The sequence below is a fragment of the Dechloromonas hortensis genome (assembly GCF_009469765.1).
In the GTDB taxonomy this organism is placed as follows: domain Bacteria; phylum Pseudomonadota; class Gammaproteobacteria; order Burkholderiales; family Rhodocyclaceae; genus Azonexus; species Azonexus hortensis.
Window position 1 is genome coordinate 341,766 of record NZ_SSSQ01000003.1, and the last position, 12,131, is coordinate 353,896.

Genomic DNA, 12,131 nt, shown 5'->3' on the forward strand with positions numbered 1-12,131 from the left:
GTGGCTGTTTAGCGCGGTTTGTGGCGCCGGTTCTCGGCCGCGGGAAGTTGGCTTTTTCGAAGTTGCCGGCGAGTGTAGAGATTCATCAGCGGCGTCACCGAGATCCCGTGAACGACAATGGAAACGGCTACGGTCGTCAGGGTGAGGGTGATGGCCTGCTCGGCAATCGGGCCGGAAAGTCCATGATGCAGGGCGAACATCAGATAGTAGATCGAGCCGATACCGCGGATGCCGAACCAGGAGATCAGCAGGCGTTGATCGCGCGAGACCCTGGCACCGAGCAAGCCGAGCCATACCGCGAGCGGGCGCAGCACCGCAAATAGCAGCAACAGGAAACCGAGGGCGGTCCAGTCGAAACGGACGTAGGGCAGCATGGCGCCGACGACGAGAACGATGATCAGCTCGGCGATGCGCTCCATCTGCTCGTTGAAGCCGCGCACCGCCTGCATCATGTAGGCGCCGGCCAGTTCCGGATCGGTCGCGATGGCCAGGCTGGCTTCCTTGTCCTGCACGGCGAGCGGAATCGGCAGACGGTGCGACTGCCCCTTGCTGCGCTGCAAGGCGAGGCCGGCGGCAAATACGGCGAGGAAGCCGGAGGCGTAGGCCAACTGCGCCGCACCGTAGGCGAGGGCGACGAGGCCCATGGCGAGGAATTCATCGAGGCCGACCGCCTCCTGGTGGTGCGTGCGCAGATACACCACCAATTTGCCGATAATCGCACCGAGCAGGCTGCCAATGGCGAGGCCGCCGGCCAGCGCCCACAGCAGGTCAATCGTCAGCCAGCGCCAGCCGCCCGCCCCGAGATCGTGCAGGCCCAGCAGGCCGAGCCCGAGAAAGACAAAGGGGAAGGCGGCGCCGTCGTTGAGGCCGCCTTCGCCGGAGAGACTGAAGCGCAGGCGGTCGCGGTCGCCGGGATCGTCCACCTGGACATCCGAAGCCAGCACCGGGTCGGTCGGCGCCAGAATGCCGCCGAGCAGGATGGCGGCGCCGAGCGGCAAAGAGAGGAGGAAATAGCCGCTTGCCGCGATCAGCGCGACGGTCAGCGCCATCGAGACGAATGCCAGGCGCACCGGCAAATACCATTGACGGTTCGACAAGGGCAGGCCGAGCTTCAGGCCAACCGAGAACAGTGAGATGAGCAGCGCCACTTCGCTGACGCGTTCCAGAATGGCCGCATAGCTCTGTGGGTCGGGTGGCGTCGGCCCCCAATCGGCGGTGCCGAGGCCATAGCCGACGGCCAGATAGAACATCGAGGCACTCGCCGGCAGGCGCTTGAGCATCGAACCGGCCAGGGCCATGGTGACCAGCAGTGCACCGATAACGAGTGCCCACATCGCAAAAGACATCGCAGCCTGCTCCTGGTGAATGATGGGACGGCAATACGCCTGCCGCAGATGCTGCTGGCGTCATGCCCGATCGGCTTGGCGAAGCGGGCGAACATCGGCGCTGTTCGTTGGAGTCGCTGCCAGCCAAATCCTTCAGTTTTTCTGGCGGGCAGCGAATCTGATGGAAACGCCTCCAGCCAGGCAATGCGGTTCAGTTAAGGCAATGAATCTTGAACTTGTCGTTCCCGCGATGGCGGGAACCCAGTCAATGCGTGGTTCCTGGATTCCCGCTTTCGCGGGAATGACGCTTAACTGAGCGGTACTGCCGGCTCTGGGCGTTTGCCGGGCTTTCCCATTGCTTGGGTTGGTTGGAAGACCAGGCCGGCAAACGACTCACCCGCTATCGGGCATCGTTGATTGACCCGGTCGCCTTGCCAGCTAGTCGTCGGTTTCCAGCTTCAGCGAGGCGGAGTTGATGCAGTAGCGCAGGCCGGTCGGCGCCGGGCCATCCGGAAAGACGTGGCCGAGGTGGGCGCCGCAGTCGTGGCAGGTGACTTCGGTACGCAGCATGCCGAAGCTGCGGTCGACATGCTCGTCGACCAGTTTTTCATCGTTCGCCGTGTGGAAGCTCGGCCAGCCGCAACCGGAGTCGAACTTGGTTTCCGAGCGAAAGAGCGGTGCGCCGCAGCAAACGCAACGGTAAGTGCCGTCTGCGTGGCTGTCCCAGTATTTGCCGGTAAAAGCGGGTTCGGTCCCTTTCTGGCGGGTAACGCGGAATTCTTCTTGGCTCAACTGGGCACGCCATTCGGCATCGGTTTTTTCGATCTTGGGCATGGGGTTCTCCTGAATTGTTGCCGGTAAGACCAGGTAGGCGGGAAATGATTCAGGTCGCTTCCCCGCCCCGGTCAAATGCCGCGAAAATGAAATAGCCGCCCTCGAGGCGGCTATTTTGCATCTGATCGACGCCCGGCAGGGCGTCGGTTCAGTTGAGGCGACGGGCGTGCTGCATCAGTTCGGCCGGGACATCCTCAAGCAGGACGACGGTCAGCGAACCATCGGCCTTGCTGGTCTTGGCGCCGACGGCATCCAGGCCGGCATCGATGGTGTCAGGCGAGAGCGAGAACATCGCACCCGTCATCGGATCGACGATCAGCATGCCGACGATGAGACCGCCGAAGATGATGTTGCCGAAGTACCAGCCATTGACCTGGCCGCTGACGATGAGTTCCTTGGCTTCGTAGCCGTCCTTCTGGAATTTCACGGTGTAGGACTCGGCCTTGAAGTAGCCGGCGCTCTTCTTCAGCGTGATCGTGGCCGGAGTCATGCCGGTGTGAATTTTTTCGCCAGCACGATTGGTAATCGAAATATTGGCGCCTTCTGGGACGCTTTTGATGGTTACCGACTGCGTCGTGCTGCCAACAATCGTTGCGCAGCCTGAAATAGCGAATGCAAGAGCGGTTGCGATAAGTGTACGTTTCATTGTCGAAATCTCCCTGTCCAGATTATGGTTTGTTTGTGGAAATCGGATTGTATGCCACTTAAGTAGTAGTTGCGCAGATATTGGGGGCAATAAAAAGCCGCCTTTCGGCGGCTGGTCAGTGTTTCGGCAGGATACAAGCTGGCGATTCAGCCTCCCTCGCTCTGCCTGACCAACGCAATATCTTTCCTCGGCGGCGCCCCGAACATCCGCCGGTATTCGCGGCTGAATTGCGAGGGGCTTTCGTAGCCGACGCGGTGGGCGGCGGAGGCGGCGTCGCCGTCGTCGGCCAGCAGCAGGCGGCGGGCTTCGTGCAGGCGCAACTGCTTCTGGTATTGCAGCGGCGTCATTCCGGTCAATGCCTTGAAGTGATGGTGCAGCGAGGACTTGCTCATGTTGGCGAGGCCGGCCAGGTCGTCGATGCTGACCGTTTCGGCCAGGCGCGTCTTGAGGGCGGCGATGGTGCGCACGATCTGGTGGCTGTGGCTGCCGCTGGCGACCGCCTGGCGCAGGCGCGAGCCGAGTTCGCCGCTGAGCAGGCGGTAGAGTAGTTCGCGTTCGATAATCGGGGCCAGCACCGGGATGTCGGCCGGCGTGTCGAGCAGGCGGGCCAGGCGCAGCGCGCTGTCGAGAATCGCCGGGCTGAGGCGGCCGACGCCAATGCCGCGGTCGACCGGCTCCAGCAGGCGATTTTTAGGCATGGCGGCCGACAGTTCTTCGATTTTCAGCGGGTCGAGGCCGAGGCCGAAGCCGAGATAAGGTTCGAGGATCGAGGCGCGGGTCAGGCGCGAAAAGATCGGCAGGTCGACCGAGGAAATCAGGTAGTGCCGGGTGTCGTAGTCGTAGGTGTCGTCGCCGACCTGAATGCGTTTGGCGCCCTGCGCCATCATCGCGAAAAAGGAGCTGGTCACAGAGCAACTGGGCGCGCAGGTGCTGGTTCCACGTATGAGATTGAGACCGGGAATGGCGGTCGGCGTGACGCCGTCGGTCGGGCAGTGGCGGCGGATGATGTCGGCCATTTCCTCACGCTGGCTGTTCAGCAGCCGCTCGGGGGCGATGACGGAATCATTTGGCGGAACGATGGTCTGAACGCGGGTATCCATAGGCCGCAGGGTAGCCGTTTTGTCGGCGAGCGACGAGACCTCCATCTGCATTTCTGGAGGATCAGGCAATAAGTCTGCAGCTTTGGGTTACCGCAGCGGGCATTGCTGCAGACAAACTGGCCGCCATCAGCCGGATTCGTCCGGCCCTGCATCGGCGGCACGCATCGCCGATCGACCCCAACCTCAACAGGAGCTGCTGATGATCCAACTCAACGTAAATGGCAAGCTGCAGAAACTCGATGTCGCCCCCGATACCCCCTTGCTCTGGGCCTTGCGCGATACGCTGCAGCTGACCGGGACGAAGTATGGCTGCGGCCAGGCGCTGTGCGGCGCCTGTACCGTGCATGTCGATGGGACGGCGATGCGTTCTTGTGCGCTGCCGGTGTCGGCGGTGGTCGGCAAGAAGATCACGACCATTGAAACGGTCGATGCCGGGCGCGTCGGCAAGGCCGTGCAGGCGGCCTGGCAGAAGCTCGATGTCGTGCAGTGCGGCTACTGCCAGTCCGGCCAGGTGATGAGTGCCGTGGCGCTGCTGACGCAGAATCGCAAGCCGACCGATGCCGACATCGACAACGCGATGTCCGGCAACCTCTGTCGCTGCGCCACTTACGTCCGCATCCGCGCGGCCATCCACGAAGCTGCCAAGTCGCTGGCCTAAGGAGAACGGACATGAACGAGATCGCGATTGAGAACCTGAGTCGTCGCCGTTTTCTGCAGGGCGGGGCCGGCCTGACGCTGGGCTTTTGCCTGCCGGGCATTGCCGCGGCGGCGGCTGCAGCCGGACCGGGCAAGGCGGGCGAAGGCCTGGCCGCACCGGTCAGCTTCGAACCGAATGCCTTCCTGCGCATCGGCGCCGACAATTCGGTAACCGTCATTTCCAAGCACCTGGAAATGGGGCAGGGCACCTACACTGGCCTGGCCACGATACTGGCCGAGGAACTGGACGCCGATTGGGCGCAGGTTCGCGTCGAAGGGGCGCCGGCCGATGCCAAGCGCTACAACAACCTGTTCTGGGGGCCGGCCCAGGGCACGGGCGGCAGCACGGCGATGGCCAACTCCTGGGAGCAGATGCGCAAGGCCGGCGCGGCTGGGCGGGCCATGCTGGTCGCCGCCGCCGCCAAACGCTGGCAGGTGCCGGTCAGTGAAATCGAAGTCAACCAGGGCGTCGTGCGCCATGCCGCGTCGAAGCGGAGCGCCAATTTCGGCGCTCTCGCCGAGGCCGCCGCGCAGGAGGCTGTGCCGACCGAAGTTGTGCTGAAAAAGCCGGAAAACTTCCGCCTGATCGGCAAGCAGGCGCGGCGCAAGGACACGCTGGAGAAGACCAACGGCAAGGCCATATTTACGCAGGATGTCCGGTTGCCGGGCATGCTGGTCGCCGTGGTCGCCCATCCGCCGCTGTTCGGCGCCAAGGTCGCCTCCTTCGATGCAACGCGGGCCAAGACGGTCAAGGGCGTCGTCGATGTCGTGCAAATCCCGCAGGGGGTTGCCGTGCTGGCGACCGATACCTGGAGCGCCAAGAAAGGCCGCGATGCGCTGCAAGTGAGCTGGGACGAAAGTGCCGCCTTCAAGCTGGGCAGCGACGAGATTCTGGCCCGCTACAAGGAAATGGCCAAAAAACCGGGGTTGACCGCAAGAAAGGACGGCGATGCCGTTGCCGCGCTCGGCAAGGCCGCCACGGTGGTCAAGGCGAGCTACGACTTCCCCTTCCTGGCGCATGCCGCGATGGAGCCGATGAATTGCGTCATCCGGCTGAGCAGCGACGGCTGCGAGGTCTGGAACGGCGAGCAGCTGCATACCGGCGACCAGTACGCGCTGGCCAATCTCTTCGGCCTGAAGCCGGAGCAGGTCAATATCCACATGCTGTACGCCGGCGGCAGCTTCGGCCGGCGCGCCTGCAAGGATTCCGATTACGTGCTGGAGGCAGCCCAGATCGTCAAGGCGATTGGCGGCAAGGCGCCGGTCAAACTGGTCTGGCTGCGCGAGGACGACATGCGGGCCGGCTACTACCGGCCGCTCTATCACCATGCGCTGGAGGCGGGGCTGGATGAGGCGGGCAACATCATCGGCTGGCAGCATCGCCTGGTCGGCCAGTCGATCATCACCGGCTCGCCCTTCGAGAAAATGATGGTCAAGGACGGGGTCGATGCGACTTCGGTCGAAGGGGCGTCGAATCTGCCCTATGCCATTCCCAACCTGACGGTCGACCTGCATACGCTGACCGATATCGGCGTGCCGGTGCTGTGGTGGCGCTCGGTCGGTTCGTCGCACACGGCGTTTTCGACCGAGGCTTTCCTCGATGAAGTGGCCGCCGCCGCTGGCAAGGACCCCTACGAACTGCGCATGAGCCTGCTCAAGGCCCACCCCCGGCACGCCGGCGTGCTCAAGCTGGCCGCCGAGAAGGCCGGCTGGGGCAGCCCGCTGAAGGCTGGCAAGGCCGGCGAGCGGCGCGGGCGCGGTATTGCGGTGCATGAGTCGTTCCGCAGCGTGGTCGCCCAGGTCGCCGAGGTGACGGTGGGGCGCGACGGCAGCCTGAAGGTGGACCGCGTCATCTGCGCCGTCGATTGCGGCACGGCGATCAACCCGGACAACATCCGCTCGCAGGTTGAGGGCGGCATCGGCTTCGCGCTGTCGGCAGTGCTGCATGGCGAAATCACGCTCAAGGACGGCAAGGTCGAGCAGGGCAATTTCGATGGCTACGCACCGCTGCGCATCAACGAAATGCCGGCCGTTGAAGTCCATATCGTGCCCTCGGCCGAGGCGCCGACCGGCATCGGCGAACCCGGCGTGCCGCCCTTGGCACCGGCCGTCGCCAATGCGATTGCCGCCGCTACCGGCAAGTACCTGCATCGGCTGCCGCTACGCAGCACCGATCTGGTCGCCTGAGGAGAAGCCCATGGATAACCTGGATACGCAGGTTCTGGCCGCGGCCCAACGCTGGGCGGCGGCCGGCCATCGCTTCGCGCTGGTTACCGTGGCCCGCACCTGGGGCTCGGCACCGCGCCCGCCGGGTGCCTGGATGGCGCTGCGCGACGACGGGCTGGTGCAGGGCTCGGTCTCCGGCGGTTGCATCGAGGATGACCTGATCTACCGCATGCGGGCCGGCGAGTTCAGCGGCAGCGGCATGCAACTGGTCCGCTACGGGGTAACGCAGGACGAGGCGCACCGCTTCGGGCTGCCCTGCGGCGGCACGCTGGAACTGGTCATCGAAGAGGCGCCCGATCTCGGCGCGCTGGCCCATATGGCCGAACGCATCGCGGCCGGGCAACTGGTCCAGCGCCGCCTAGTGCTCTCTCTAGGCCGTGTCGAGATCGATGGCGGGCGGGCCGGCAATGCGCTGGTGTGGGACGGTGAAACATTGCTCACCCAGCACGGCCCGGCCTGGCGCCTGCTGCTGGTCGGGGCCGGGCAGATTTCCCGCTTTCTGGCGCCGATGGCGCAGGCCCTCGGCTACCAGGTCTTCATCTGCGATCCGCGCGAGGAATACGCCCGAGAGTGGGATGTGCCGGGGACGACGCTGCTGGCCGGCATGCCGGACGACGTGGTGCTCGAACTGCGGCTCGACCCGCACAGCGCCGTGGTGGCGCTGACGCACGACCCCAAGCTGGACGACATGATGCTGCTCGAAGCCCTGAAGTCGCCGGCCTTTTACGTCGGGGCGCTGGGTTCGGCGGTGAACAATGGAAAACGGCGGGAGCGGCTACGCGAGTATTTCGACCTCTCGCAAGCCGAGCTGGAGCGTCTGCACGGCCCGGTCGGCCTGCCGATCGGCAGCCGGACGCCGCCCGAAATCGCCGTGTCGATCCTGGCCGAGATGACGGCGGTGAAGAATGCCGTCAATCCGCGGACCGTGGGCATGGCGATGGAAGCCGATCCCTACGCCTGCCGGGTCGGCTGAGCGATGACGAGCACCGGCAAGATCGTCGGTGTGCTGCTCGCCGCCGGCCAGGGCCGACGCTTCGGGAGCGACAAGCGCCTGCAGCCGCTGGCTGACGGCACGCCGCTGGCGCTGGCGGCGGCGCGCAGCTTGCGGGCCGGCTGCGACGAAGTGCTGGCCGTGTTGCGGCCGGGCGATGCGGCGCTGGCCGCCTTGCTGATAGCCGCCGATTGCCGGGTGATTTATTGCGCCGAGGCCGAGCTGGGCATGGGTCATAGCCTGGCGGCCGGAGTGCGGGCCAGCCCGCAAGCCGCCGGCTGGCTGATTGCGCTGGCCGATATGCCGGCCATCGCGCCGGCCAGCCATGCCGCGGTTGCCGAGGCCTTGCGCCGTGGGGCGAGCATCGCCGTGCCGACTTTTACCGGCCGGCGCGGCCATCCGGTTGGTTTTTCGGAACGCTGGCGGGACGAACTGGAGGCCTTGCAGGGTGACCAGGGGGCGCGCCGCTTGTTGCAGGGGGCGCCCTCCGAAATCGAGTTGGTCACCCTCGATGACCCGGGCATCCTGGCCGATATCGACACGCCGGCCGATCTGGCCGGCATGCCGGCGGTCGACCGGGAAAAAATGGCAAAAATCAGCCCCCGTCCGGCCTGACGTCGGGCCTGGCCTCGGCTATGATTCGGGAATTGCAACAGGAACACGAATCATGAATCCGAACCCGCTGACCGACGCCGATCTCGACCGCCTCGAACAATTGCTCGAAGACGATGTTTTCCAGGAAGACTCGATGCGCCTGGATGAAATCCAGGCCATCCTCTGTGCCATCGTCAGCGGCCCGGAGCCGGTCCTGCCGTCGGTCTGGCTGCCGGATGTGTTGGGCAAGGGCATGGAGAACGCCAGCCATCCGGTCGTTGCCGAGTGCATGGAACTGCTGATGCGCCTCAACAACGATATCGCTGCCGCACTGCTGGCCGATGAAACGGTGGCCCCGGTGCTCTATCCGCTCGATGAAAGCGGCGAGGAATACGATTACGCGGCCTGGGCCGACTCCTATGTCTATGGCGCCGGTCTGGCCGGCGACTGGTTCGAACTGGCCGGCAAGCACGCCGAGGATCTGTCCGAGCTGCTCGAACCGATGTTCATGCTCAACGGCATGCTCAAGGAAGACGTCGAAAAGAGCGGCGAGCGCTGGTTCGCACCGGCCGAGGAAGCCCGCCTGGTCGCCGATATTCAGGAAAACCTGCCGGTCATCATCCAGACCCTGTACAACTTCTGGCGCAACAAGCGCAGTGGCGGCACGGTTCGCCACGAAGAACCGAAGTCAGGCCGCAACGACCCGTGCCCCTGCGGCAGCGGTCGCAAGTTCAAGCAGTGCTGCGGCTCGCCCGAAAAGCTGAACTGATTTTTACCGGGGCCGGACCGGCCCCGGCGTTACGAGCCTTCCCATGAAACTCTACCTGGCCGGACCCGACGTCTTTCGCCCGGATGCCATGGCCTGGGCCGACGCGGCCCGCCAGTTGTGCGCGCAGTTTGGCCATACGGCGCTGATTCCGCTCGATGGCGTCGAAACGACGGCGCCGGGCATCTACCACGCCAATATCGAGCTGATCCGCAATGCTGACGCGGTGCTCGCCAATCTCAACCCGTTTCGTGGCTGCGAGCCGGATTCCGGCACCTGCGTCGAGGTCGGCTTCGCGCTGGCCCTCGACAAGCCGGTGATCGGCTATCTCGCCGAGCATGAGAACACGGTCGAGCGCGTTGCCCGTATCCAGGGCGGGCCGCTTGAAAATCGGGCTGGGCGACCGGTCGACCGCCAGGGTCTGCATGTCGAGGACTTCGGCCTGCCGCTCAACCTGATGCTGGCGGTGCCGGCGCAGATTGTCGTCGGCGGCCTGGCCGAGGCGCTGGCGCATTTGCCGGAAGGGCTGCGCGGCTAAAGGAGGCCGGCCAGCTACTAGCCGCGGCCTGGGCAGTTAGTGTAGTGCTTCCGAATTTCTGAAACCTTCGAAGAACTACCCGGTCATTCCCGCGCAGGCGGGAATCCAGGCGATCTATGGATCCCCGCCTACGCGGGGATGACGGCAGCCGCTCAGGCAGCACCGAGATTTTCGAAGCAGGCCGCTAAAGCAGTTCGGTATCCTCATGAGCGTAGGCCGGCGCGCAGCAGCACAGGATGTGCAGTGCTTCGGCGCCGGTGTTCTCGAGGCAGTGCGGCGTGCCCGGCGCAATCGCGATGCTGTCGCCGGCGGCGATGGCAAAGCGTTGCCCGCCGAGCGTCATCAGCCCCTGGCCGCGCGTCACGTGGTAAATCTCTTCGGTCACATGATGCCGATGCAGTTCGGTGCGGGCGCCGATGGCGACGACAGCTTCGGCCAGGCTCTGCTGGCGAACCGCGTGCTGGCCCGGGTGCAGCAGTTCGCGGATTTCCGAGCCATCCTTGGTGATGTAGGGGGCGATTTCCGCCAGCGTCGTCTTCTGCATTGCTACTTGTTCCACGGCTGGATCGGCACCGTCGAGATCGAGTTGGCCGGGGCGCCTTCGATGACCTTGCGGCTGATCGCCAGATAGATCAGTACCTTGCGCTTTTCGTCGTAGGAGCGGTGGATCGAGGTTTCCTTGAACATCAGCGAGGTGTCTTCGCTGAATACGATCTCGTCCTTGCGCAGCTTTTCCGGCAGCGTGATCGGGCCGGTCTGCCGGCAGGCCAGCGAGAATTGCGATGGGTCTTCGGCCAGCCCGAAGCTGCCCTTGACGCCGCCGGTCTTGGCCTGGCTGACGTGGCAGGTAACGCCGGGGATTTTCGGGTCGTCGAAGGCATAGACGCAGACGCGGTGGTTGGCACCAACCAACTTCCAGGCGGTCGTCACGCAGCTGATTTCCTCGGCCATGACGGGCAGGGCGAGGCCGGCGAGGAGCAGGGGGAGAAGGCGTTTCATCGGTTTACTCCGGTGAGGCGGTGCGTTGGACAGCGAGCGGCGTCATCTTGCCGACGTATTTGGCCAGGATCTTGTAGGTGTCGCGGTCGAAGGGCGGGCGGCCGGCCGCGAGCAGGGCGTCGATTTCCTCGTCGCGGCGCACCGTGCCGAGGTAACGCCAGCCGTCGAGCAGATGCGCTGCGTCGCCTTCGCGAATCAGCGCCGGGCCGGGGAAAGGCCAGGAAACCAGCTTCTGTTGGGTCAGCGCCGATAGCAGGCGGACCGTGTGCCGGGCCAGGTTTTCCTTGCCGCAACAGGCGCCTTTGCAGGATTTGCTCGCATAGCCGGCGCAGGGGCGGCCGGGGGCATGCTTTTCCAGCCCGAGCAGGCTGCGGCACAGCTTTTCGCTGTCGGCCAGCGCCCGCAGTCGGGAATGGGCTTCCTTGGCATTGCGGAACAGGCCGTAGCAGGCAGTACGCAGGTTGAAATCGAGGTCGCACGCCGGCAGCAGTTGCGGCCGCAGCCAACCGTCACCTTCGTCGATCAGCATCCAGGTGCAGGTTTCGTCGGGCTGCTCCGGCCGCTGCTGGTGGCCGGGCCGCAGTTGCCGGACCAGGCGCGCTTCGGTGAGCAGGGCGCCGATCTCGCCGCTCGTCTCGACCCAGTCGATGCGACTGACCTGTTGCGCCAGCCGGGCCTCCTTGGCCGACGGACGCTTGTGCTTGAAGTGGGCGAGGACGCCCTTGCGCAGGTCGGTGGCCGGACCGATATGCAGCGGCAGGCCGTCGGTATCGTAAAACAGGTAGACGCCCGCCGTTTCCGGCAGTTCGTCGATCAGGCGGGCATCGAGCTGGGGCGGCAGGCTGAGCTTGCCGTTCTGTGCCTGGATGGCGGTATCGATCGCCTCCGGGCTGCGGTCGACGTGGATTTTTTGCCAGAATTGGTGGATCAGCTGGGCATCGGCCAGCGCCCGGTGACGGGCTGCAGCCTGCAGGCCGTGCCGTTCAATCAGCGAGTCGAGGTTGTGCCGGTGATGCTCAGGGAAGAGGGCGCGCGACAACTTGACGGTGCACAGCACCGGTGCCCGGAAAGTGATGCCGAGCCGCCCGAACTCGGCTTTCAGGAAACCGTAGTCGAAGCGCGCATTGTGGGCGATGAACAGCCGCCCTTCGAGCCGGCGCAAAGCTTCGCCGGCGACATCCGCGAAGGTTGGCGCCTCGGCCACCATGGCATCGCTGATGCCGGTCAGCTGTTCGATGAAGGGCGAGATGGACATCCCTGGATTGACCAGTTGCTGCCATTCGCGCACCACACCGTCGGCATCGACTTCGATAATGCCGATTTCGGTAATGCGGTCGTGGGTGGCAGTGGCGCCGGTGGTTTCCAGGTCAACAAAGGCTAAAGGTTGCATGCCGCCATTTTCTCACGCTGCCGGCG

Annotated in this window: 13 protein-coding genes; 6 read left to right on the forward strand and 7 right to left on the reverse strand. The window is 64.9% G+C overall.

The features are described from left to right. Positions 1-8: 8 nt before the first annotated feature. The 4 genes from GH663_RS08095 to GH663_RS08110 all read right to left on the reverse strand — a co-directional run bounded on the left by GH663_RS08095 (position 9) and on the right by GH663_RS08110 (position 3,905). The gene (locus tag GH663_RS08095) at positions 9-1,346 is read right to left on the reverse strand and encodes a cation:proton antiporter (RefSeq protein WP_153131127.1); all 1,338 of its coding nucleotides are present in this window, start codon (positions 1,344-1,346) and stop codon (positions 9-11) included. A gap of 417 nt (positions 1,347-1,763) precedes the next feature. Then, positions 1,764-2,159, reverse strand: a complete 396-nt coding sequence (gene msrB / locus GH663_RS08100; RefSeq protein WP_153131128.1) for a peptide-methionine (R)-S-oxide reductase MsrB — start codon at positions 2,157-2,159, stop codon at positions 1,764-1,766. A gap of 148 nt (positions 2,160-2,307) precedes the next feature. Continuing rightward, the gene (locus GH663_RS08105; RefSeq protein WP_153131129.1) at positions 2,308-2,805 is read right to left on the reverse strand and encodes a peptidase associated/transthyretin-like domain-containing protein; all 498 of its coding nucleotides are present in this window, start codon (positions 2,803-2,805) and stop codon (positions 2,308-2,310) included. 146 nt (positions 2,806-2,951) lie between these two features. Continuing rightward, the gene (locus GH663_RS08110) at positions 2,952-3,905 is read right to left on the reverse strand and encodes an AraC family transcriptional regulator (RefSeq protein ID WP_153131130.1); all 954 of its coding nucleotides are present in this window, start codon (positions 3,903-3,905) and stop codon (positions 2,952-2,954) included. A 199-nt stretch (positions 3,906-4,104) separates the two neighbouring features. Between GH663_RS08110 and GH663_RS08115 the strand changes: the two genes are divergently transcribed. From GH663_RS08115 to GH663_RS08140, 6 genes are read left to right on the forward strand one after another with little or no spacing between them, the layout of a single operon-like run. Then, a complete protein-coding gene (locus GH663_RS08115; RefSeq protein WP_066882978.1) occupies positions 4,105-4,563 on the forward strand; it encodes a (2Fe-2S)-binding protein in 459 nt (152 codons plus the stop codon). Positions 4,564-4,574: 11 nt separating this feature from the next. Next, positions 4,575-6,788, forward strand: coding sequence for a xanthine dehydrogenase family protein molybdopterin-binding subunit (locus tag GH663_RS08120; protein WP_153131131.1), 2,214 nt, complete (start codon positions 4,575-4,577; stop codon positions 6,786-6,788). 10 nt (positions 6,789-6,798) lie between these two features. Next, the gene (locus GH663_RS08125; protein ID WP_153131132.1) at positions 6,799-7,800 is read left to right on the forward strand and encodes an XdhC family protein; all 1,002 of its coding nucleotides are present in this window, start codon (positions 6,799-6,801) and stop codon (positions 7,798-7,800) included. A gap of 3 nt (positions 7,801-7,803) precedes the next feature. Next, positions 7,804-8,433: a nucleotidyltransferase family protein gene (locus tag GH663_RS08130; RefSeq protein ID WP_153131133.1), complete on the forward strand. Its 630-nt coding sequence runs from the start codon at positions 7,804-7,806 to the stop codon at positions 8,431-8,433. A gap of 52 nt (positions 8,434-8,485) precedes the next feature. Then, positions 8,486-9,181, forward strand: a complete 696-nt coding sequence (locus GH663_RS08135) for a YecA/YgfB family protein (protein ID WP_170291373.1) — start codon at positions 8,486-8,488, stop codon at positions 9,179-9,181. 43 nt (positions 9,182-9,224) lie between these two features. Further along, on the forward strand, positions 9,225-9,716 hold the full coding sequence (locus tag GH663_RS08140; protein WP_153131135.1) for a nucleoside 2-deoxyribosyltransferase: 492 nt from the start codon (positions 9,225-9,227) through the stop codon (positions 9,714-9,716). A gap of 184 nt (positions 9,717-9,900) precedes the next feature. Here GH663_RS08140 and GH663_RS08145 read toward each other — a convergent pair whose 3' ends face one another. Genes GH663_RS08145 through GH663_RS08155 form a run of 3 tightly spaced genes read right to left on the reverse strand, consistent with a single transcriptional unit; the run spans position 9,901 to position 12,105 of the window. Further along, on the reverse strand, positions 9,901-10,275 hold the full coding sequence (locus tag GH663_RS08145) for a cupin domain-containing protein (protein ID WP_246181528.1): 375 nt from the start codon (positions 10,273-10,275) through the stop codon (positions 9,901-9,903). Continuing rightward, complete coding sequence (locus GH663_RS08150) at positions 10,263-10,715, reverse strand: CreA family protein (RefSeq protein ID WP_153131136.1); 453 nt, start codon at positions 10,713-10,715, stop codon at positions 10,263-10,265. Before GH663_RS08150 ends, GH663_RS08145 begins: the two co-directional genes overlap by 13 nt. 4 nt (positions 10,716-10,719) lie before the next feature. Beyond that, the gene (locus GH663_RS08155; protein ID WP_153131137.1) at positions 10,720-12,105 is read right to left on the reverse strand and encodes a 3'-5' exonuclease family protein; all 1,386 of its coding nucleotides are present in this window, start codon (positions 12,103-12,105) and stop codon (positions 10,720-10,722) included. Positions 12,106-12,131 lie beyond the last annotated feature (26 nt).

What these genes read in the sequence shown, in the direction of transcription:
- GH663_RS08095 (WP_153131127.1), bottom strand. Translation starts at nt 1,346, where the DNA reads ATGTCTTTTGCGATGTGGGCACTCGTTATCGGTGCACTGCTGGTCACC.
- GH663_RS08125 (WP_153131132.1), top strand. Translation starts at nt 6,799, where the DNA reads ATGGATAACCTGGATACGCAGGTTCTGGCCGCGGCCCAACGCTGGGCG.
- GH663_RS08140 (WP_153131135.1), top strand. Translation starts at nt 9,225, where the DNA reads ATGAAACTCTACCTGGCCGGACCCGACGTCTTTCGCCCGGATGCCATG.
- GH663_RS08110 (WP_153131130.1), bottom strand. Translation starts at nt 3,905, where the DNA reads ATGGATACCCGCGTTCAGACCATCGTTCCGCCAAATGATTCCGTCATC.
- GH663_RS08130 (WP_153131133.1), top strand. Translation starts at nt 7,804, where the DNA reads ATGACGAGCACCGGCAAGATCGTCGGTGTGCTGCTCGCCGCCGGCCAG.
- GH663_RS08105 (WP_153131129.1), bottom strand. Translation starts at nt 2,805, where the DNA reads ATGAAACGTACACTTATCGCAACCGCTCTTGCATTCGCTATTTCAGGC.
- GH663_RS08155 (WP_153131137.1), bottom strand. Translation starts at nt 12,105, where the DNA reads ATGCAACCTTTAGCCTTTGTTGACCTGGAAACCACCGGCGCCACTGCC.
- GH663_RS08115 (WP_066882978.1), top strand. Translation starts at nt 4,105, where the DNA reads ATGATCCAACTCAACGTAAATGGCAAGCTGCAGAAACTCGATGTCGCC.
- GH663_RS08150 (WP_153131136.1), bottom strand. Translation starts at nt 10,715, where the DNA reads ATGAAACGCCTTCTCCCCCTGCTCCTCGCCGGCCTCGCCCTGCCCGTC.
- msrB (WP_153131128.1), bottom strand. Translation starts at nt 2,159, where the DNA reads ATGCCCAAGATCGAAAAAACCGATGCCGAATGGCGTGCCCAGTTGAGC.
- GH663_RS08120 (WP_153131131.1), top strand. Translation starts at nt 4,575, where the DNA reads ATGAACGAGATCGCGATTGAGAACCTGAGTCGTCGCCGTTTTCTGCAG.
- GH663_RS08135 (WP_170291373.1), top strand. Translation starts at nt 8,486, where the DNA reads ATGAATCCGAACCCGCTGACCGACGCCGATCTCGACCGCCTCGAACAA.